Source organism: Kocuria sp. 2SI (assembly GCF_005502825.1).
In the GTDB taxonomy this organism is placed as follows: domain Bacteria; phylum Actinomycetota; class Actinomycetes; order Actinomycetales; family Micrococcaceae; genus Kocuria; species Kocuria palustris.
Window position 1 is genome coordinate 35,832 of the sequence record NZ_SCNB01000018.1, and the last position, 20,901, is coordinate 56,732.

19 protein-coding genes are annotated in these 20,901 nt (G+C 71.3%); 11 read left to right on the plus strand and 8 right to left on the minus strand.

Annotated elements, in window-relative coordinates:
• Positions 1-19: 19 nt before the first annotated feature.
• From dut to FFS25_RS10290, 4 genes are all read left to right on the plus strand, one after another.
• On the plus strand, positions 20-448 hold the full coding sequence (gene dut, locus FFS25_RS10275) for a dUTP diphosphatase (RefSeq protein WP_036307953.1): 429 nt from the start codon (positions 20-22) through the stop codon (positions 446-448).
• Between the two features lie 100 nt (positions 449-548).
• Positions 549-1,313 (plus strand): DUF3710 domain-containing protein, encoded by a 765-nt coding sequence (locus tag FFS25_RS10280; protein ID WP_171004171.1) that lies wholly within the window; start codon positions 549-551, stop codon positions 1,311-1,313.
• Positions 1,310-1,783 carry a hypothetical protein gene (locus tag FFS25_RS10285; RefSeq protein WP_137802847.1) on the plus strand — a complete coding sequence of 158 codons (474 nt, stop codon included), beginning with the start codon at positions 1,310-1,312 and terminating at the stop codon, positions 1,781-1,783. Before FFS25_RS10280 ends, FFS25_RS10285 begins: the two co-directional genes overlap by 4 nt.
• Positions 1,780-2,592, plus strand: coding sequence for a DUF3159 domain-containing protein (locus FFS25_RS10290; RefSeq protein WP_137802848.1), 813 nt, complete (start codon positions 1,780-1,782; stop codon positions 2,590-2,592). Before FFS25_RS10285 ends, FFS25_RS10290 begins: the two co-directional genes overlap by 4 nt.
• Positions 2,593-2,613: 21 nt before the next feature.
• Here the strand turns inward: FFS25_RS10290 and FFS25_RS10295 are convergent, their stop codons facing one another.
• Together FFS25_RS10295 and FFS25_RS10300 are read right to left on the minus strand one after the other, a co-directional pair.
• Complete coding sequence (locus tag FFS25_RS10295) at positions 2,614-3,363, minus strand: potassium channel family protein (RefSeq protein ID WP_024290332.1); 750 nt, start codon at positions 3,361-3,363, stop codon at positions 2,614-2,616.
• Positions 3,360-4,088, minus strand: coding sequence for a potassium channel family protein (locus FFS25_RS10300; protein WP_006214894.1), 729 nt, complete (start codon positions 4,086-4,088; stop codon positions 3,360-3,362). Before FFS25_RS10300 ends, FFS25_RS10295 begins: the two co-directional genes overlap by 4 nt.
• A 58-nt stretch (positions 4,089-4,146) precedes the next feature.
• Here FFS25_RS10300 and FFS25_RS10305 point away from each other — a divergent pair, with 58 nt between their 5' ends.
• The 5 genes from FFS25_RS10305 (at position 4,147) to FFS25_RS10325 (ending at position 13,312) form a co-directional block, all read left to right on the plus strand.
• Positions 4,147-6,246, plus strand: coding sequence for an APC family permease (locus FFS25_RS10305; RefSeq protein WP_249933861.1), 2,100 nt, complete (start codon positions 4,147-4,149; stop codon positions 6,244-6,246).
• Positions 6,243-7,712 carry a class I SAM-dependent RNA methyltransferase gene (locus FFS25_RS10310; RefSeq protein WP_137802849.1) on the plus strand — a complete coding sequence of 490 codons (1,470 nt, stop codon included), beginning with the start codon at positions 6,243-6,245 and terminating at the stop codon, positions 7,710-7,712. The genes FFS25_RS10305 and FFS25_RS10310 overlap by 4 nt, the downstream gene beginning before the upstream one ends.
• 184 nt (positions 7,713-7,896) lie before the next feature.
• The gene (acnA, locus tag FFS25_RS10315) at positions 7,897-10,578 is read left to right on the plus strand and encodes an aconitate hydratase AcnA (RefSeq protein ID WP_137802850.1); all 2,682 of its coding nucleotides are present in this window, start codon (positions 7,897-7,899) and stop codon (positions 10,576-10,578) included.
• 180 nt (positions 10,579-10,758) lie between these two features.
• Entirely contained in the window at positions 10,759-12,828 is a 2,070-nt protein-coding gene (gene dxs, locus FFS25_RS10320) for a 1-deoxy-D-xylulose-5-phosphate synthase (RefSeq protein WP_137802851.1), read from the plus strand.
• Positions 12,829-12,967: 139 nt separating this feature from the next.
• Positions 12,968-13,312 carry a YtxH domain-containing protein gene (locus FFS25_RS10325; protein ID WP_137802852.1) on the plus strand — a complete coding sequence of 115 codons (345 nt, stop codon included), beginning with the start codon at positions 12,968-12,970 and terminating at the stop codon, positions 13,310-13,312.
• Positions 13,313-13,404: 92 nt separating this feature from the next.
• Here FFS25_RS10325 and FFS25_RS10330 read toward each other — a convergent pair whose 3' ends face one another.
• From FFS25_RS10330 to msrB, 3 genes are all read right to left on the minus strand, one after another.
• On the minus strand, positions 13,405-14,706 hold the full coding sequence (locus FFS25_RS10330) for an HRDC domain-containing protein (protein WP_137802853.1): 1,302 nt from the start codon (positions 14,704-14,706) through the stop codon (positions 13,405-13,407).
• Positions 14,707-14,777: 71 nt separating this feature from the next.
• Positions 14,778-15,374, minus strand: a complete 597-nt coding sequence (locus FFS25_RS10335; RefSeq protein WP_137802854.1) for a DUF3000 family protein — start codon at positions 15,372-15,374, stop codon at positions 14,778-14,780.
• A 153-nt stretch (positions 15,375-15,527) separates the two neighbouring features.
• A complete protein-coding gene (msrB, locus tag FFS25_RS10340) occupies positions 15,528-16,025 on the minus strand; it encodes a peptide-methionine (R)-S-oxide reductase MsrB (protein WP_502704727.1) in 498 nt (165 codons plus the stop codon).
• Positions 16,026-16,203: 178 nt separating this feature from the next.
• Here msrB and FFS25_RS10345 point away from each other — a divergent pair, with 178 nt between their 5' ends.
• Positions 16,204-17,661: an alpha/beta hydrolase family protein gene (locus FFS25_RS10345; RefSeq protein WP_137802855.1), complete on the plus strand. Its 1,458-nt coding sequence runs from the start codon at positions 16,204-16,206 to the stop codon at positions 17,659-17,661.
• Positions 17,662-17,754: 93 nt separating this feature from the next.
• Here FFS25_RS10345 and FFS25_RS10350 read toward each other — a convergent pair whose 3' ends face one another.
• Entirely contained in the window at positions 17,755-18,219 is a 465-nt protein-coding gene (locus tag FFS25_RS10350; RefSeq protein WP_137802856.1) for a SufE family protein, read from the minus strand.
• On the minus strand, positions 18,216-19,127 hold the full coding sequence (locus FFS25_RS10355; RefSeq protein ID WP_137802857.1) for a sulfurtransferase: 912 nt from the start codon (positions 19,125-19,127) through the stop codon (positions 18,216-18,218). Before FFS25_RS10355 ends, FFS25_RS10350 begins: the two co-directional genes overlap by 4 nt.
• A 196-nt stretch (positions 19,128-19,323) precedes the next feature.
• Between FFS25_RS10355 and zapE the strand changes: the two genes are divergently transcribed.
• Positions 19,324-20,388 carry a cell division protein ZapE gene (gene zapE, locus FFS25_RS10360; RefSeq protein WP_137802858.1) on the plus strand — a complete coding sequence of 355 codons (1,065 nt, stop codon included), beginning with the start codon at positions 19,324-19,326 and terminating at the stop codon, positions 20,386-20,388.
• Between the two features lie 168 nt (positions 20,389-20,556).
• Here zapE and FFS25_RS10365 read toward each other — a convergent pair whose 3' ends face one another.
• On the minus strand, positions 20,557-20,757 hold the full coding sequence (locus FFS25_RS10365; protein ID WP_249933862.1) for an antitoxin: 201 nt from the start codon (positions 20,755-20,757) through the stop codon (positions 20,557-20,559).
• Positions 20,758-20,901: the final 144 nt, after the last annotated feature.

Consider the following 20,901-nt stretch of genomic DNA (forward strand, 5'->3'; position numbering starts at 1 on the left):
CGACTCCGCCGCGCTGCGGATGCAGGTGCGCCGGCTGGACGCCGATCTGCCGCTGCCTCGCTATGCCAAGCCCGGCGACGCGGGGCTGGACCTGCGCGCCAGCTCCGATGCCGTGCTCGATCCCGGTGCCCGCGCCCTGATCGGCACCGGGCTGGCCATCGCCGTGCCCGTCGGCTGGGTGGGCCTGGTCCATCCGCGCTCGGGACTTGCCGCCAAGCACGGCATCACCGTCCTCAACGCGCCGGGCACGGTGGACTCCGGGTACCGCGGCGAGATCATGGTCACGCTGCTGAACACCGATCTGCACACGCCCTTCCGCATCGAGCGCGGCGACCGCATCGCCCAGCTGCTGCTGCAGCGCGTCGGCACGGTCGAGCTGGTCGAGGTCGACGAGCTCGAGGACAGCGACCGCGGCGAGACCGGATTCGGGTCCTCCGGGACCCGCTGAGTACGCGCCGCGCCCCGCGCGGCCACTGACAGGCTCCGGGCCGTTCCCGGGCACCGCCGCCCCGACCGGGCGGCGCATGACGCATCGAGGAGGCACCGACGTGTTCGGACGCAAGAAGAAGGACGCCGAGCCCACGGCTCCGGCAGAGGAGCAGGTCGAGCAGGACGGCGCCGAGGCGCAGGACGACGTGCGCGCCCGCGGGCCGTGGGACATCTCGGAGATCGAGGACCGCGAGGGGCGCATGGACTTCGGCTCGCTGCTGATCCAGCAGCAGCAGGGGATCGGCATCCGCCTGGAGGTCACTGAGAAGGGCAACCGCCCGCGGGCGGTGAACCTGGATCACAAGGGCTCGACCGTGCAGCTGCAGGCCTTCGCCGCCCCCCGCACGACCGGGATCTGGGCGGAGATCCGCAAGGACCTCGTGGACTCGCTCAAGCGCAGCGACGGCGCCCCGCTGGCCGTCGAGGGCCCGTTCGGCACCGAGCTGCGAGCCCGCTTCCCCGCGACCACCAGCGACGGCACCAAGGGCTACCGGCCGGCGCGCTTCATCGGGATCGACGGCCCCCGCTGGTTCCTGCGCGCCGTGATCTCCGGTCCGGCGGCGATCGAGCCCACGGCCTCGGCCGAGTTCGACGAGCTGATCCGCGCCGTGATCGTGCGTCGCGGCGGGGACCCCATGCCTCCGCGCGATCTGCTGCCGCTGCAGGTCCCCGAGGGCGTGGAGCCCAAGGCCGTGGCCAAGCGGCGCGCCGTCCGCCGGCAGGCCTCGGGCCAGGGTCAGTCCCAGGGCACCGGCTCAGCCGCAGGCGGTCCTGCTCCGAAGGCGCCGCCACAGCGCGGGCCGGAGATCACCGAGACGCGATGAGCACCCAAGCCACCGGCGACGCCGACTCCCGGCTCGGCAGCGATCACGAGACCGCTCCCGAGGACTGCCTGCACCCCGGTCCGGCACCGGTCACGGCCTCGCACCCGCGCATCGTGGCGCTGGAGGAGCCTGCGGCCTCGCTGGCCGAGGCTCGGGCGGCGTGCGGCGAGGACCGCGCCTCGCGCGGCGGCGCGCGCCGCCGCGTGCGCGCCACGGGGCGGGTCGCCGAGATCCGCGTGGCAGCGGCCACCGAGCGTCCCGCCAGCGAGGCCCTGCTGCTGGTCCAGGACCGCAGCGACCCGGAGGGCCGGCCCACCCTGCTGCGCCTGGTCTGGCAGGGCCAGCGCTCCGTGCCCGGCGTGCGCGCCGGAACGGAGCTGTCGTGCTCCGGGCTGCTGTGCAGCGCCGGGGACCAGCCCACCATCTTCAACCCGCGCTTCGAGATCATCGCCCGGAGGACCTCGTCATGACCACGCCGGCCCCGGGTCCCGAGCAGGACCCGCAGCACGAACCGGAGCAGGCCCGCGATCAGGACCCGACGCCCGAGCAGCGCCCCACGCTGGCGCAGTCCATGACGGCCTACGCCCAGAGATCCCGCGTACGCCGCGGCGAGACGGGTCAGCTCGACGTCCTGCACGCCGTGGGCGGTTGGCGCGGGCTCGCCGAGGCGATCGTGCCCGGTGCCGTCTTCCTGAGCGTCTACATCTTCAGCCAGTCGCTGGCCGCCGCGCTGATCTGCGCGCTGGGCGCTGCCGCGCTGTTCACGATCACCCGCCTGGTGCAGCGCCAGACGCTCATCCAGGCGCTGGCCGGTCTGATCGGGGTGCTGGTCTGCGCCTTCTTCGCCTGGCGCAGCGGCGATGCGATCGACTACTACGTGACCGGACTGTGGATCAACCTGGCGTACTTCCTCGGCCTGGCCCTGTCGATCGTCGTGGGGTGGCCGCTGCTGGGCGTGCTCTTCGGCTTCGTGCGCGGCGAGGGCATGGACTGGCGCCAGGACCCGCACCGGATGCGCGGCTATCGGCTCGCCACCGGCCTGCTCGTGGCCATGTTCGCCGCCCGCCTCATCGTGCAGGTGCCGCTGTACCTGACCGATCACGTGACCGGGCTGGGCATCGCCCGGCTGGCCATGGGCGTGCCGCTGTACGCGGCGGTGCTGTGGATCGCGTGGCTGATCTCGCGCCCGGCGGCAGTGGATCCCGATGTTCCGGAGGACGCGCTGCAGCGCTCCGATTCCGAGCCCCGTGAGCCGAAGGATCCCGACAGCACCCGCTGAGGACGGCGGGCGCGGCCCGCGTCACTGGAGCGCGGGGCCCGAGGGCTCGCCGGGGATCTCCTCCTCGAACGGGTCCTCGGCGGCCCAGGGCAGCTGCTGAGCGCGGGAGTGCGTCGCCGAGCCCAGCAGCTGCCTCAGCTCGTCCTCACCGGTCCCGGAGACCAGGAAGAACAGCTCGTCGTCGGCTTCGATGACGTCGTCGCGGCTGGGGGCCAGCGGCTGGCCGTCGCGCAGGATGGCCACGGGCACGGCCTGGGCCGGCCACGGGACGGTGCCCACGCGGGAGCCGATCGAGGGGTGATCCGAAGGCACCGTGAAGGCGCTGAACGAGGCCGAGGCCTGCTGCATGGTCAGCACGCTCACCACGTCGCCGATCTCCACGGCCTCCTCCACGAGCGCGGTCATCAGCCGCGGCGTGGACACGGCCACGTCGACGCCCCAGGAGTCGTCGAAGAGCCACTCGTTGCGGGGGTTGTTCACGCGCCCGACGGTGCGCGGCACGCCGAACTCCGAGCGCGCCATCAGCGAGACCACCAGGTTCACGCGGTCGTCGCCGGTGGCGGCCACCACGACCTCGGTCTCGTCCAGCCCGGCATCGGCCAGCACGCGCAGGTCGCAGGCATCGCCCACGCTCCAGCTGGCGCCGGGAGCATCGACCCGGCCCACGGCCTCCGGCTTCTCGTCGATGATAAGGACCTCGTGACCGCTGCGCGCCAGCTCGCGGGCGATCGAGGAGCCCACGGCCCCTGCTCCGATGACGGCGACCTTCATCGTCGTGCCTCCGCTGAATCGACGGGTCCGAGCAGGCCCTCCTGGCCGGCATCGCGGATCTCGGGGGAGGGCTCCGCGGCCAGGACGCGCACGATGTCGTCGATCTCATCGACTCGCATCATCGCGTGGACCAGATCGCCCTTCTGATAGGTAGTGCGGGCGCCGGGCAGAACGCCCTCGCCGAAGCGGGTGATGAACGCGACGCGGACGTCTGCGGCCTTCTCGATGGCCGACAGCCGCAGCCCGGCCCAGCCCTCGTGCAGGGTCAGCTCGCCGAGCTGCAGGCGGCCCGAGGCCTCCTGGAAGTCCCCGGAGATCGACTGCTCGGGAAGCAGCCGGCGCAGCACCTGATCGGCGGTCCAGCGCACGGCAGCCACCGTGGGCACGCCCAGGCGCTGATAGAACTCGGCGCGGGCGGGGTCGTAGATGCGGGCGACCACGTGGGCCACGTCGAAGGTCTCGCGGGCCACGCGGGCGGCCAGGATGTTCGAGTTGTCCTCCGAGGACACCGCCGCGAAGGCGTAGGCGCGCTCGATCCCGGCCCGGCGCAGGACGTCGCGATCGAAGCCGTGACCGGTGATGGACTCGCCGCCGAAGGAGCCGTGCAGCTTGCGGAACGCCTGCTCGTCCTGGTCGATCAGGGCGACGGTGTGCCCGGAGTCCTCGAGGGCCCGGGCTGTCATCGCACCGACGCGTCCAGCGCCCATGATCACGAAATGCGGCATGGGGCCAAGGGTAGGTCACGCGGGCGGGCCGGGCCTGCCGAGCCACTAGCCTGTCCCCGTGACGAAACTGCGCGCGCTGCGGACCGCTCTGGTGGGCAGGCCCTACCACAACGAGCGCTACGAGGACACGGCCCTGTCCAAGCGCGCGGGGCTTCCGGTGTTCTCGGCGGACTCCCTGTCCTCGGTGGCCTACGCCCCGGACGAGATCGTGCTGACGCTGGCCCTGGCCGGGGCCTCCGCCGTGCTGCTCTCGCCGTGGGTCGGCCTGGCCGTCGTCGTCGTGACCGTGATCATCGTGCTGGCCTACCGGCAGAACCTGCGCGCGTACCCGTCCGGGCAGGGCGATTACGAGATCGCGACCTCCAACCTGGGCGATCGCGCCGGCGTGGTGGTCGGCGCGTCGCTGATGATCGACTTCACCCTCGTGGTCGCGGTGTCCATGTCCGCCGCGGCGCAGTACCTGGCCGCCGCCTTCCCGCGGCTGATCGACCTGCGGCTTGAGCTCGCGCTGGCCGGGATCCTGATCGCCGGGCTCCTGAACCTGCGAGGGCTGCGGTTCATGGGCCGCGCCGCAGCCGTGCCCACGTACCTGTTCGTGGCCGTGCTGCTCGCCATGATCGGCACCGGCCTGTACCAGTCGGCCACCGGCACCCTGGACCGCGCGGCCTCCGCGGACTGGGAGGTCCTGCCGGTGGAGGTCCCCGACGGCGGCTGGACGGGCATGGCCCTGGCGATCCTGGTGCTGCGGGCGTTCTCCTCGGGTGCTGTGGCGGTGACCGGCGTGGAGTCGGTGGCTGGCTCCGTGCCGTTCCTGCGCCGCCCGCGGGCCGCCAACGCCCGGATCATCCTGACCGTCATGGGCGGGCTCTCCGTCGTGCTGCTGCTGGGCACCGTGTACCTCGCACGCGCCACGGGGGTCCAGCTCGTGCTGGATCCCGAGCGCCAGCTGCGCATGGACGGCCACGCCCCGGAGGCGGACTTCTATCAGAACCCCGTGCTCGGGCAGCTCGCCCGGGCGATCTTCGGCCTGGACACGCCGCTGTACTACGTCGTGATCCTGGCAACCGTGCTCGTGCTCGTGCTGGCCGCCTCGACCGCCTTCACGGGCTTCCCGGCGCTGGCCTCGAGGCTGGCACGGGATTCGAGCCTCCCGCGGCAGTTCGCCGCTCGCGGCGATCGCTTCGCGTTCACGAACGGCATCGTGGTGCTGCTGGTGGTGGCGGCGGTGCTGACCGCCGTATTCGGCGCCAACGTCAACGCCCTCGTGCAGCTCTACGTGGTGGGCGTGTTCCTCTCGTTCACGCTCACCCAGTTCGGCATGGTCCGGCACTGGCGGCGCCACCGGCGCGCCGAGCCCACGACCTCCGGGCGGCGCCGGATCGTGGCCTCGCTGGGGCTGGCCGTGCTGGCCGCGGTGATCTCGGCCGCCGTGCTGGTGGTGGTCATGACCACGCGGTTCACCCAGGGCGCCTGGATCACCGTGGTGTGCATCGTGGCGCTGTCGCTGTTCATGAGCGGGATCCGCCGCCACTACGACGCCGTCGACGAGGCCCTGCGCCTGGCCCCGGACTCGCCCGTGCTGGCCCTGCCCTCGCGGGTGCACGCCATGCTGATCGTGCCCTCGGTGCGCAAGCCGGACATGCGCGCGCTGGCCTACGCCCGGGCCTCGCGGCCCTCTACGCTCGAGGCGCTCGTGGTGGACGTCTCCGCCGCGCGCACCGCGCAGATCCTGGAGGAGTGGCAGCGCCTGGAGATCCCCGTGCCGCTGCGGGTGCTGGATGCGCCCTACCGCAGCTCGACCCAGCCGGTGATCGATCACCTGCGCCGGGTCCGCAGGCGCTCGCCGCGCGATCTGGTGGTCGTCTACCTGCCGGAGTACGTGGTCTCCACGTCCTGGGAGCGCTTCCTGCACAACCAGGCCACGGGGGCCCTGCGCAGCCGGCTGCGCCACGAGCGCGGCGTCATGATCGCCTCCGTGCCCTGGCACCTGAACACGCTGGGCGCGCAGGTCTCCTCCGCCGAGGAGGTACCGCACGATGACCCCGTCGAGGACCACCCCCAGGCGACCGGGCGCACCGCACGACGCCGCCGCCGTGCCGATCGCGAGGCCCTGGCCGCCCGCTCCCGCACCGCACCGACCGATGGAGACGACGCATGACCGACAGCCCTCAGCACCTCGAGCTCGAGCTGGGACCGCTGGCCCACGGAGGGCACACCGTGGCGCGCACCCAGGAGGGACGCGTGGTGTTCGTGCGCCACGGGGCCCCCGGCGAGCGGGTGCGCGTGCGGCTGAGCGAGGCCCAGGACGAGGCGCGGTTCTGGCGCGGCGATGTGGTCGAGGTGCTCTCCCCGGTGCAGGGGCGCCGGGCGCGGCATCCCTGGGAGCCGGCAGATTCGATGCTGAGCTGGGCCTCCGGGCGCGCTCCGGTCGGCGGGGCCGAGCTCGGGCACCTGGAGCTCGAGCTGCAGCGACGGCTGAAGACCGAGGTCCTGCGGGAGCTGCTCGGCGGGATCGGGGGCTTCGAGCCAGAGCAGCTCGAGGCGCTGGACCCGAGGGTCGAAGCCCTGCCGGGGGAGACGGACGACGGACTGGGCTGGCGCACGCGCGCCCATTTCGCGGTCGATGAGCAGGGCCGGGCCGCCATGCATCCCCACCGCAGCGACGAGCTCGTGCCAGTCCAGGACTTCCCCCTGATGACTCCCGCGCTGAGCGCTCTGCGGATCGGCGAGATCGACTGGTCCGGGGCGACACGGCTCGATCTGGCGGGTCCCTCTGCAGACGCCCCCACGGTGGTCGTCACCGCCGCGCACCCGTTCGACGAGGACCTCGTCCGGCGTCTGCGCGAGCACGCGCTGCCGGCTCTGCAGGTCGCCCACGCCCGGACCGGCGGGGAGGGGGAGATCGGACTCGTGCTCAGCGCCGACACCTCCGCCGGCTCCCCGCGCCGCGAGCCCCTGGTGCTCAGCGGGACCGGACGCACCGTCGAGCGGATCGGGCAGCGCACCTGGGAGGTCTCCGCCGGCGGATTCTGGCAGGTCCACCGCAGCGCGCCCCAGCATCTGCTGGGGCTCGTCGAGCAGGAATCCGGGCTGAGCGCGGGCGAGGACGCCCTCGATCTCTACTCGGGCGCGGGGCTGCTGACGGCTGCCCTGGCCGAGGCCGTGGGGGAGGCCGGCTCGGTGCTCGCCGTCGAGGGCTCCCCGCTGACCTCCACGGATGCGGCCCGCCGCTTCGGCGAGGACCCACAGGTCGAGGCAGTCACCGGCTCCGTCGAGGACGTCCTGGCCCGCCGCTGGCCGGAGCTGGTGCGGATCCCGCAGCGGAGGCGACGCGGCGGCCGTCCGTCGCGGGGCCGGCGCGGCGCAGCGTCGTCGGTGCCTTCGCGGCGACCGGACGTCGTCGTGCTGGATCCGCCGCGCGCCGGTGCCGGCAAGGTCGTGGTGGATGCGATCGCAGCCCTCGAGCCCCGCCGGATCGTGAGCGTGTCCTGCGATCCGGCCACTGCCGCGCGCGATCTGGCTCGGTTCCGCCACCGCGGCTGGCAGGTGCGCAGCCTGCGCGGCCTGGACCTGTATCCGAACACGCATCACCTCGAGACGGTGACCGTTCTCGAGCGCAGCTGAGGGTTGCCTTACTTACCATAGATCGAGCCCGAACGGGAGGTTCGGTGAGAAATCCGTGTCCGGATGGGGATATATTGGCAGGAGTCCGCCGAACCCGCGCTGCAGCTGTCCGGCCCTCGACCGAGGCTCCGACAGCGTTCCGCGCTCGGCGATCCACCACCGCGGCGAGAGGAGTTCCGGGCACATGAGCACCGTGGACAGCTTCGGGGCCAAGGACGTCCTTGACGTCAATGGCACCCAGTACGAGATTTACCGCCTCAAGGCGCTGAAGGGGGCCGAGAACCTTCCCTACAGCCTCAAGATCCTGCTGGAGAACCTGTTGCGCACCGAGGACGGTGCCAACGTCACGCAGGAGCACATCAAGGCCCTGGCCGAGTGGGATCCGGAGGCGCAGCCGAACACCGAGATCCAGTTCACGCCCGGCCGCGTGATCATGCAGGACTTCACCGGCGTCCCCTGCATCGTGGACCTGGCGACCATGCGCGAGGCCATCGAGGACCTCGGCGGCGACGCCGCCCGTGTCAACCCGCTCTCGCCCGCCGAGCTGGTCATCGACCACTCCGTGCAGATCGACTCCTTCGGCAACGCCGATGCGATCGAGCGCAACATGGACATCGAGTACCAGCGCAACGGCGAGCGCTACCAGTTCCTGCGCTGGGGCCAGACCGCGTTCGACGACTTCAAGGTCGTGCCCCCGGGCATGGGCATCGTGCACCAGGTCAACATCGAGAACCTGGCCCGCGTCGTGATGACCCGCGAGGTCGACGGCGTGAACCGCGCCTACCCGGACACCTGCGTGGGCACCGACTCCCACACCACCATGGAGAACGGCATCGGCGTCCTGGGCTGGGGCGTCGGCGGCATCGAGGCCGAGGCCGCCATGCTCGGCCAGCCGATCTCCATGCTGATCCCGCGCGTGGTGGGCTTCAAGCTCACCGGCGAGATCCCCGCCGGCGCCACCGCCACGGACGTCGTGCTCACGATCACCGAGATGCTGCGCAAGCACGGCGTCGTCGGCAAGTTCGTGGAGTTCTACGGCGAGGGCGTGGCGGCCGTGCCGCTGGCCAACCGCGCCACCATCGGCAACATGTCCCCGGAGTTCGGCTCGACCGCTGCGATCTTCCCGATCGACGACGTCACCATGGACTACCTGCGCCTGACCGGCCGCCCCCAGGAGCAGATCGACCTGGTCGAGGCCTACGCCAAGGAGCAGGGCCTGTGGCACGACCCGCAGGAGGAGACCCGCTTCTCCGAGTACCTCGAGCTGGACCTGTCCACCGTCGTGCCGTCGATCTCCGGGCCCAAGCGCCCGCAGGACCGCATCGAGCTGGACAAGGCCAAGGGCACCTTCGAGCGCGACGTGAAGAACTACGTCTCGGACAAGACCCCCGAGTCGGCCGGCGTCTCCATGGAGGACGGCCGCGAGTTCGAGCTGGAGAACGGCGCGGTCTCGATCGCCTCGATCACCTCCTGCACGAACACCTCGAACCCGTCCGTGATGATGGCCGCGGCCGTGCTGGCCCGCAACGCCGTCGACAAGGGCCTGGCCTCCAAGCCCTGGGTCAAGACCTCGATCGCCCCGGGCTCCAAGGTCGTCACCGACTACTACGAGAAGTCCGGCCTGATCCCGTCGCTGGAGGCCCTGGGCTTCTACATCGTCGGCTACGGCTGCACCACCTGCATCGGCAACTCGGGTCCGCTCGAGTCCGAGATCTCGCAGGCGGTCCAGGACAACGACCTGGCCGTGACCTCGGTGCTGTCGGGCAACCGCAACTTCGAGGGCCGCATCAACCCTGACGTCAAGATGAACTACCTGGCCTCCCCGCCGCTGGTGGTCGCCTACGCCCTGGCCGGGACCATGGACTTCGACTTCCAGAACGAGCCGCTGGGCCAGGACTCCGAGGGCAACGACGTCTACCTCAAGGACATCTGGCCGGATCCGACCGAGGTCCAGCAGATCATCGACGACTCCATCGAGACGGAGATGTTCAACGACTCGTACGGCACGATCTTCGACGGCGACGAGCGCTGGCAGTCCCTGGAGACCCCGACCGGCAAGACCTTCGAGTGGGACGCGGAGTCCACCTACGTGCGCAAGCCCCCGTACTTCGAGGGCATGACCATGGAGACCGCCCCGGTCACCGACATCGAGGGTGCGCGCGTGCTGCTCAAGCTGGGCGATTCGGTCACGACCGACCACATCTCCCCGGCCGGCTCCTTCAAGTCGGACACGCCCGCGGGCAAGTACCTCATCGAGAACGGGGTCGAGCGCAAGGACTTCAACTCCTACGGCTCGCGCCGCGGCAACCACGAGGTGATGATCCGCGGCACCTTCGCCAACATCCGCATCAAGAACCAGCTCCTGGACGGCGTGGAGGGCGGCTTCACCCGCGACTTCACCCAGGAGGGCGGCCCGCAGGCCGCCGTCTACGATGCCGCGATGAACTACCAGGAGGCCGGCGTCCCGCTGGTCGTGCTGGGCGGCAAGGAGTACGGCTCGGGATCCTCCCGCGACTGGGCGGCCAAGGGCACCAGCCTGCTGGGCGTCCGCGCGGTCATCACCGAGTCCTACGAGCGCATCCACCGCTCCAACCTGATCGGCATGGGCGTGCTGCCGCTGCAGTTCCCGCAGGGCGAGTCGGCCAACTCGCTGGGCCTGGACGGCACCGAGACCTTCTCGATCTCGGGCGTCACCGAGCTCAACGACGGCCGCACCCCCAAGACCGTGAAGGTCACGGCGACCAAGGAGGACGGCTCCACCGTCGAGTTCGACGCCGACGTGCGCATCGACACCCCCGGTGAGGCGGACTACTACCGCAACGGCGGCATCCTGCAGTACGTGCTGCGCCAGATGGCCAGCAAGTGATCTGAAGATCCCTCCGCGCGAGAGCGCCCCGTCAGGCTCCGGCCCGGCGGGGCGCTCGTGCGTGCGAACGTCCTCGCGGCAGGTCCCGGCCTGGTGCGTCGGATGCCGGCGGTAGCATCGGCTGATACGAAGATTCGCTGTGCGCGGCCTCGTCGACGAGGCTGCGCTGCAAGGAGAACCATGTCGATCTTGGAGGGCATCCGCGGCCCGGAGGACCTCAAGGGCCTGGCGCCCGAGCAGCTGGGGGAGCTGGCGGAGGAGATCCGCAGGTTCCTGGTCACCAACGTGTCGGCCACGGGCGGCCATCTGGGCCCGAACCTGGGCGTCGTCGAGCTCACGCTGGCTCTGCACCGCGTCTTCGACTCGCCCCGGGACCCGATCGTCTACGACACCGGGCACCAGTCGTACGTGCACAAGCTGCTGACCGGCCGCCAGGACTTCTCGACCCTGCGCCAGCAGGGCGGTCTGGCCGGCTACCCGGACCGCGGCGAGTCCGAGCACGACGTCGTGGAGTCCTCGCACGCCTCGTCGTCGCTGTCCTGGGCGGACGGCATCTCCCGTGCCTTCGCGCTCACCGGCCAGAACGATCGCACCACCGTGGTGGTGGTCGGCGACGGCGCCATGACCGGCGGCATGACCTGGGAGGCCGCGAACAACATCGCCTCGGATCCCGATCGCCGCGTGGTGATCGTCGTCAACGACAACGGGCGCTCCTACGCCCCCACGGTCGGCGGGCTGGCGCGTCAGCTGCAGGAGCTCAAGGCCGAGGTCCAGCAGTCGGTGGACACCGTGCGCACGGACCGGCGCTACGAGCGCGTGCTCACCCAGGTCAAGGAGTCGCTGCAGAACTCCGGGCCGGTGGGCCAGGCGACCTACCGCGGGCTGCACGGCATGAAGGCCGGGCTCAAGGACGTGGTGGTCCACAACGGCCTGTTCGCCGATCTGGGCATGAAGTACGTGGGCCCGATCGACGGCCACGACCAGGACGCCCTGGAGCACGCTCTGCGACGAGCCCGCGACTTCGGCGGACCGGTGCTCGTGCACACGATCACGCAGAAGGGCCACGGCTACGCCCCGGCGATCGCCGACGTCGACGACATGTTCCACGCCGTGGGCACGATCGACCCGGAGACCGGCCAGCCCACCAGCGCCAGCTCGGGCCGGTCCTGGACCTCCGTGTTCGCCGAGGCCATGGCAGAGGCCGCAGATGAGCGCGACGACATCGTGGGCATCACGGGCGCTATGACCATCCCGGTGGGGCTGAACCTGATGCAGGCCAAGCACCCGGAGCGGGTCTTCGACGTGGGGATCGCCGAGCAGCACGCCCTGACCATGGCCGCCGGCATGGCCTACGGAGGGCTGCACCCGGTGGTCGCGCTGTACGCCACGTTCCTCAATCGCGGGTTCGATCAGCTGCTGATGGATGTGGCGCTGCACAAGGCCGGCGTCACCCTGGTGCTCGACCGGGCCGGGGTCACCGGTCCGGACGGGCCCAGCCATCACGGGATGTGGGACCTGGCGCTGCTGCAGATCGTGCCCGGGCTGCACCTGGCGGCCCCGCGTGATGAGCCCAGCATGCGCGAGGAGTTCCGCGAGGCCCTGGACGTCAGCGACGCCCCCACGGTGCTGCGCTACCCCAAGGGATCCGTCTCCGAGCCGATCCCCGCTCTGGAGCGGCTCGACGACGGCGTGGAGATCCTCCTGCGCACCACCGGAGCCGTGGAGCGGGAGGCCGAGGAGGAGATGGCAGCCGGCCAGGGCTCTGCTGACGAGAAGCGTGCGGAGCGCCCTTCGGGAAGCGATCAGGACACCGACGTCCTGCTGGTCGCCGTGGGCGCCATGGCCCCGCTGTGCCTGGAGGTGGCCCGGCGCCTGGGAGATCACGGGATCTCGGCCACCGTCGTGGATCCGCGCTGGGTCCTGCCCGTGCCGGCCTCGCTGTCGGAGCTGGCCGCTCAGCACCGCTTCGTGGTGGTGGTCGAGGACGGCGTGCGCTCCGGCGGCATCGGCAGCCTCATCCGCCAGTCCGTCCGCCGGGCCGGCGTGGACACTGCGCTGAACGAGGTCGGGCTGCCCACCGAGTTCCTCACTCACGGCTCCCGGTCGCAGGTGCTCGAGCGGGTGGGCCTGACCGCCCAGCAGATCACCCGCGACACCGTGGACTCGGTGCTCGGGACGCGGGTGCCCTATGCCCGCCCGGTCGGCGAGGACGCGTCCGCTCTGCGCTTCGAGGACCGCACCGGGGCCTGAGATTGACGCTCGGTGTGCAATGGCGGCAGATCGCGGGGCCGCCGCGCCGAGGGCTTCGTTGTCCGGCCCGTTCGCCGTCAGTAGGCTTAGCGGCAGAACGCGGGCGATGAGGCCCGTGACACGACGAGAGGCAAGAGACATGTTCAAGAAGGCCATCTTCGTGGCGGGTCTGGCCATCGGCTTCGTCGCCGGCTCGGCTGCCGGTCGCGAGCCGTTCGATCAGATCAAGTCCCAGGTCCTGGGCGTGACCAATGACCCGGAGGTCCGCCGCAAGGTCTCCGAGGGCGCCGAGAAGGCCAAGGCCACCGTGCAGGAGCAGGCGCCGGTCGTGGCCGAGAAGGCCAAGGAGACCGCTTCCAACGCCGCCGACAAGGCCAAGCAGACGGCCTCCAGCGCCGCCGACAAGGCCAAGGGCTCCTCCCAGGGCGACGCCACCGGCAACCTGAGCGCCTCCACGAACTCCCCGGAGACCAAGCACCTCTGAGCCACTGCGGCCTCCTTGCACAGGAAGCCCCGCCGCGCGCATGAGAAGGAGCCGCCGAGATCACCTCTCGGCGGCTCCTTCCACGTCCGGACTCAGCCTGCGGCGGCGGAGCTGTGGTCGTCCTGCTGCTCGGTCTGCGGCAGGCGAAGCGCCTTCTGGATCGTCGGCGCCACGTTGTCGATCTGCCACCGCCGGGCACCGATCTCGGCGAGCCGCTCGGCGATCTGACCGAGCTCGGCCGAGGCCGGGGGATCCCAGCTGAACCGGCGCAGGTGCTCGGGGACCACGAGGTTCTCGGTGGGCATCCCCAGCTCGGCGGCGCGCTCGGCCACCGCGGGCTTCAGCGTGCGCAGGCGCTCGGCGGCGGCCGGTCGCTTCACGGTCCAGGACTTCACCGGCGGCAGGGAGTCGGAGGAGACCGACTGGGGGACCAGCTCCTCGGCCTGGCGGGCCTCCGAGAGGGCACGCAGCCAGCGCGGTGCCTCCTTGGAGGCGGCGCGGCCGTGGAAGCCCGGCGTGCGCAGCAGCTGCGGCACGGAGCGGGGCATGGCCTGGGCCACCGCGACCAGGGCGGAGTCGGGCAGCAGCCTCCCTGGAGAGATGTCCTTGTGGCGGGCGAGTTCCTCGCGCTCGGTCCACAGGTTGCGCAGGGCGGTGAGCTGGCGTCGTCCGCGGATCTTGGTGATCCCGGAGGTGCGCCGCCACGGATCCTTGCGCGGGGCGGCGGGCGGTGCTGTGCGCACGGCCTCGAACTCCTCGAGCGCCCATTCGAGCTTGCCTTGGGAGCGCAGCAGCTCCTCCATGGCGTAGCGCAGCTGGACCAGGACCTCGACGTCCAGGGCGGCGTAGGTCAGCCACGGCTCCGGCAGGGGGCGGGTGGACCAGTCCACCGCCGAGTGCTCCTTGGCCATCGTGAAGCCGAGCAGCTCCTCCGTCTCTGCGGCCAGCCCCACACGGCTCAGCCCGGCGATGCGTCCGCCGAGCTCGGTGTCGAACAGGGCGTCGGGGTGCATGTCCAGCTCGCGCAGGCAGGGGAGGTCCTGTGTGGCGGCGTGCAGGACCCATTCGGTGCCGCGCAGCGCCTCGTCGATGATCGCCAGCGATCCGGTGGCCTCGGGGTCGATGAGCACGGTGCCGGTGCCCTCGCGGCGCAGCTGGACCAGGAAGGCGCGCTGGCCGTAGCGGAAGCCGCTGGCCCGCTCGGTGTCCAGGGCCACGGGGCCGGTGCCCTCGCTGAGCTGCTCGGCGGCCAGCTCGAGGCGCCGGGTCGTGTCCACCAGAGGGGGCAGGCCGTCCATGGGCTGATCCAGGAAGACGGAGTCGGGGATCTCGAATTCCTCGAAGCCCTCGACGACGGTGGGGCTCGGATGCTGGGAGGGGCTCGTGCTGCTCACTGCGGCTGTCAGATCCTCTTGCTGCTCGGATGGTTCGGGGGTGGCCGGTGTGCTCGCGGCTGCCGTGGGGGTCAGCGCCGCAGGACGGTGACCGACTCGGTCACCGGCGGCAAGCCGGCGAACGTGCAGACCATGTCCGCCCAGGCCTCCAGGTGCACGGAGAGGTCCTCGCCGCGAGGCGTCCAGGAGGCCCGCAGCTCGACGTCGATGTACTCCTCTGTGTCGGCCAGCTGGCCGAAGCCCTCGGAGAGCACCCGTGAGGCCGTGCCGCCCTCCCGGATGTACTGCGCGCCGCTGCGATTCAGTGCCTCGAGCAGCCAGCTCCAGGCGATCTGGGCGAGCATCTCGTCGTGGCCCAGCTCGCGCTCAACCTCCGCCTTCACATAGGTCACGATGCGGAAGGCATCTCCCCACTCGGCGCCGCGGTCCGGGGCGTGGATGAGCAGGAAGCGGCCGGTGGCCAGCTCGCGGGCGTCTTCAGCGGAGCCCTGGGAGCTGGGATGCGCCGACACGGGCTCGAGCACGGTGGCCGAGAAGGCCACCGAATCGGCGGCTCGGGGCGTGGGCGCCGAGATCTCGACGAGCTCGATCTCCGGTCGGCACTGGGCACGACGCAGCGATGCCGCTGCTCGTGGGAACCTTCCGACCAGATCGCTCTGAGCTGTCACGAGGCCCAGCCTAGGCCCGCCTCACCTCGCGGTCGGGCCTGCCACGCCGTCCGGTGCGCAGCGATGACGCGCTCCCGACATGAGGCCGGATCCGGCGCGGCCCTGGGCACCCGCGCGACGCAGCCGCGACGGCTGCTCGGCAGGCGTAGGGCCTCACGACTGTGTGCCCGCGTCCCCGGTGCCCTGTGCCGGCTCCAGGCGCATGGACAGCGAGTTGATGCAGTAGCGCAGGTCCGTGGGCGTGGGGTAGCCCTCGCCCGCGAAGAGATGGCCCAGGTGGGAGTCGCAGGCCGCGCATCGCACCTCCACGCGCTCCATGCCCAGCGACGAGTCGCGGATGTAGCGCACGCGGTCCTCGGCCAGCGGCGCGAAGAACGACGGCCATCCGCAGTGCGAGCCGAACTTGGTCTCCGAGCGGAACAGCTCCGCGCCGCAGGCCCGGCAGGAGTAGACGCCCTCGGTCTCGGTATCCCAGTACTCGCCGGTGAAGGGCCGCTCGGTGCCGGCCTCGCGCAGGACGTGGAACTCCTGTGGGCTGAGCACTGCGCGCCACTCGTCCTCGGTGCGCTGCACGCTGGGCTTGTTCTCGGCGGCCTGCTCGTCTGCGTTGGCCTGCGGGTCGGTGCTGCGCTGGTCGGTCTGCTCGGACACGGTGTCCTCCTCGCCTCGATGTCGTGGTGACCCGCTGTGCCGCAAGAGCCAGGGGCCTCACGGGTGCAACAGCGCATGTGCCCCGGATATTCACGAAATCGGTTCCGCGCGTGCGGGTAGAGCTCGCGGGGATCGTCGTTCCCGGCCGACGCCGAGGCTCACATGACAGAATGTGACTATGCCCGGTTCCCTGCGCTCATCGACCCACCCCGCCCGATCACGTCCGCTTGCCGCCCTGCGCGGGCAGCCGCGGGAGTCGTCGTCGGTGTGGGCCCGCGGAGCCGTGGCGGGCACGGCGCTGACGGTGGGGGCGGCGTCGCTGTCCTTCGGCGTCTCCTCGGCGATCGCCGCCTACGTGGCGCGTCAGGTCGTCGTGCCGCCCCGGTACCGCTCTGAGGACCTGGCCATCCACCAGTACACCCCGGTGGATCCGGCGCAGCATCCCGAGGCGCTGCCCGGAGCCGGCGAGGTGCGCCTGGCGGCCACGGTGGAGACCACCGTCGACGGCGTCTACAGCCTGCGCTTCGGCGGGGGAGAGGGCCACGCTCGGATCGGCGAGATCCTCTCCTGGTCACCGGCCGCCGGCGAGGTCGTGCGGGAGGTCCAGGAGGTCTACAGCGGCGACCTCTCGGCGGCTTCGCGCGGCTGGTGGGCCGGGACGGTCTACCCGGACCCCGCCGCGGCCGGATACCGCTTCCACGAGGTCGAGCTGCCCATGGAGATGGGCGCGGCACCCTGCTGGGTGGTCCCGGCGGGGCAGAGACGGGATCCGCAGGCGGGCAGCGCGCGCCCGGGGACGGACCGCGGCTTCCGCCCTCGCGGTGCCGGAGGCCACGACGACGACGCGCACCGCGAGGACGACCACCGCGAGAGCGTGTCCCGCGACGACGAGCAGACCGCGGCCGAGGACCCCGCCGCCCAGCAGCTGCCCGGCCCCTGGGCGATCATGGTCCACGGCCGCGGCGCCCAGCGCATGGAGGCCATCCGCGCCCTGGACACCGCCCAGCGCATGGGCCTGAACTCGCTGCTGATCTCCTACCGCAACGACCGAGAGGCTCCGGCCTCCCCGGACGGACGCTACGGGCTGGGGTTCACGGAGTGGAAGGACGTCCAGCTGGCGATCTCCTACGCCAAGCTGCGAGGGGCCACCCGGATCGTGCTGTTCGGCTGGTCCATGGGCGGGGCGATCTGCCTGCAGACCGCGGACCTGTCGATCTACCGGGCGGATATCGCGGGGATGGTCCTCACCGGGCCGGTCGTGGACTGGTTCACGCTGTTCACCCACCACACGGCGTCGCGACACATCCCCTCAGCGATCACCACCATGGCCCAGTCCCTGATCACCTCGCCGCGCGGGCTGTGGCTCACGGGCCTGGCCGCACCGCTGGACCTGGGCTCGCTGGACTGGATCACGCGCGCCGATCAGCTGCAGACCCCCACGCTGATCCTGCACTCCGCCGACGACGAGTTCGTCCCGGACACCGCCTCCAAGCGCTTGGCGGAACTCAGCGACCGGGTCGAGATGGTGGGCTTCCAGCGCGCCCGCCACACCAAGGAGTGGAACGTGGACCCGCAGCGGTGGGAGTCCTCCGTGGAGGAGTGGGCCGCGCGCGTGCTGCCGGACCTGCACGACTGAGGCCGGCTGCGGCGCCGCCCCTGCTGAAGACCAGCGCAGCCCCCGTCGGGACGACCCGACGGGGGCTGCTGCGTGTGCCGCCCAGGGACCTGCTCAGCGCGGCAGGTTCGCGATCTGACGACGGATGCGATCCAGCATGGCGGACATGCCGCGCATGCGCAGCGGCGAGACCAGCTGCGTCAGCCCGAAGCGCTCCGTGAGATCGCCGGGCAGATCGCGGATCTGCGCGGCCGGCAGCCCGTCGAGCCCCTCGTGCAGGATCGAAGCGAAGCCGCGGGTCGTCGGCGCCTCCTGGGGAGCGGAGAAGAACAGGCGCACGGGGGTGTCGTCGTCGCCGGTCTGGGCCTGGCCGTCCCATTCGACCGTCAGGAACAGCGGCGACTGGCACTCCACGACCTGCTCGAGCTGCTCGGGATGCTCCCCGTAGCGCTCCGGCAGATCCGGCAGGGAGCGGGAGAACTCGAGCAGCAGCTGGAGGCGATCCGCGTCCGGAACGGCGTGGAAGTCCTCGATCAGCTCCTGCACGGACTCCGGGATGTTCGCGTCCGCCCCGCTCATCGACGGGCCTCCGGAGCCTCGCCGCGCTCCTCGCCCATCACGACGGGCAGACCGACGGAGTTGCCCCACTCGGTCCAGGAGCCGTCGTAGTTGCGCACCTGCGGGTAGCCCAGCAGGTGCTCGAGCACGAACCACGTGTGGGAGGAGCGCTCGCCGATGCGGCAGTAGGCGATGACCGGCTCCTGCGGATCCAGCCCGATCTCGTCGCGGTAGATCGCCTCGAGCTCCGAGCGGGTCTTGAAGGTCGAGTCCTCGGCGGCGGCGCGCGCCCACGGGACGGAGGCCGCGGTGGGGATGTGGCCGCCGCGCAGCACGCCCTCCTGCGGGTAGTCGGCCATGTGCGTGCGCTCGCCCGTGTATTCCGGGGCCGAGCGGACGTCCACCAGGGGAGTGCGCCCGATCTCGTCCAGGACGTCCTGACGGAAGGCGCGGATGCGGGAGTCGTCGCGTTCGACGACGGGGTAGTCGGTGCGCTCGCGCGACGGGGTCTCGGTGGACAGTTCGCGGCCCTCGGCGATCCACTTGTCGCGGCCGCCGTCCATCAGGCGCACGTCCTGGTGGCCGAAGAGGGTGAAGACCCACAGGGCGTAGGCGGCCCACCAGTTGGACTTGTCGCCGTATACCACGATCGTCTGCTCGCGCGAGATGCCCTTGGCGCTCATCAGCTCAGCGAACTGCTGCCCGCCCAGGTAGTCGCGCACGGCCTGCTGGTTGAGCTCGGTGTGCCAGTCGACCTTCACGGCGTCCGGGATGTGGCCGGTCTCGTAGAGCAGCACGTCCTCGTCCGACTCCACGATGACGACCTGCGGATCTTCGAGGTGCTGGGCCACCCACTCGGTGGAGACCAGGCGCTCGGGGTGGGCGTATTCGGCGAACTTGGGGTCGGTGGTGTCGGGATCGACAGCCATGTGCGTCCTCTCAGAAGGGTCGTAGGGGGCGGCCCCGATCGCTGGGGCCGGCCTCGAGGGATCTGGTTCCACTGTACCCACGGGTCTGCGCGGTCGAGCCGGCCCGCGGGCCATGTGCGCGGCGGGCGAACCGCAGCGGCTCGCCTGCCGGTAGGCTCGGTCGCGCCCCCACCGGTCGCACCTGAAGAGGTCCTTTGTGAGTCCCAAGATCGAGCGCCTGTCCGAGCGCGCACCGTCCGTCTCCGCGGAGCAGCTGCTCGAGGGCTTCCGCCCCTCGGAGCGCTTCGGCGAGGTCTCCTTCGACACCTACCGCCCGGACCCCTCGCAGCCCTCGCAGGCGGAGGCCGTCGAGGTGCTCAAGCGCTTCGCCGCCTCGATCCAGGCGCCCTCCCAGAAGAAGAGCGGCGGCTTCCTCTCGCGCATGTTCGGCGGCGGGCAGAAGCAGACGGCGGCCCAGGGCATCTACCTCGACGGCGGCTTCGGCGTGGGCAAGACGCACCTGCTGGCCTCGCTGTGGCACGACTCCCCGGGGCCGAAGTCCTTCGGCACCTTCGTGGAGTACACCAACCTGGTCGGCGCTCTGACCTTCCGCAAGACGGTCGAGGCGCTGAGCGGCTATGCGCTGGTGTGCATCGACGAGTTCGAGCTCGACGATCCCGGCGACACCGTCCTGATGTCCCGGCTGATGCGGGAGCTCTCGGATGCTGGGGTGCGCCTGGCCGCGACCTCCAACACGCTGCCCGGTTCGCTGGGGGAGGGCCGCTTCGCCGCGCAGGACTTCCAGCGCGAGATCCAGGTGCTCTCCGATCAGTTCGACGTCCTGCGCATCGACGGCGAGGACTTCCGTCACCGCGGCCTGCCCGAGGCACCCGCGCCGCTGGCGGACGACCAGCTCGAGGCGGCCGCCGCGCAGCGCTTCCCGGACGACGCGACCATCGCGGTCGACGACTTCGAGGACATCCTGGAGCACCTGATCCGCGTGCACCCGTCGCGCTACCGGGCCATGGTCCAGGGCCTCGACGGCATCGTGTGGCGCGGCGTGCGCACGGTCGACGAGCAGGCCCTGGCGCTGCGTCTGGTCGTGCTGGCCGACCGCCTCTATGACCGTGACCTGCCGATCATCAGCTCGGGCGTGGCCTTCGATCAGATCTTCACCCCGGAGATGATGGCCGGCGGCTACCAGAAGAAGTACTCGCGCGCCGTCTCGCGACTGACGGCCCTGGCCCGCGAGGGGCAGATGCCGGAGCAGCCCTCGGTCTGACGCGTCTGAGGGCTCGACCGTCGTCGTCCGGTCCTCCGATGTCGGCCGGAGGGCGCCGGCCGGGATGCGAGCATCTGCAGATGCACTGAGGGGCGGCACCGTGATGGTGCCGCCCCTCAGGCGCATGAGGACCGACCCTTGCGGGCCGGTCGACCGCTGATCCGTGGATCAGTTGTCGTCGTTTCCGCCAGTGAGCTTGTCCTTGGCGGAGTTGATCTGGTCCTCGTGCTGGCCGCCGGTCTTGTCGTTGGCCGTGTCAGCAGCCTTGTCGACGGCCTCGGGGTTGTCCGAAGCTGCCTGCTTGGCCTTGTCTGCCATTCCTCCGAGATCCACCATGATGGTCTCCTCTCGTTCGATGTCATCTGACATCGCATACTCTCCACTGCCCGCGGTCCATGTCGCAACATCAGAGGTCCCCGGGCGCGTCGCCCCCTCCCGCCGAGTGGATACCTAGTTGCGCTATCTGGCCCCTTGGCGCAACTAGGTATCCACTCGGCGGGGGGGGGGGGGGGG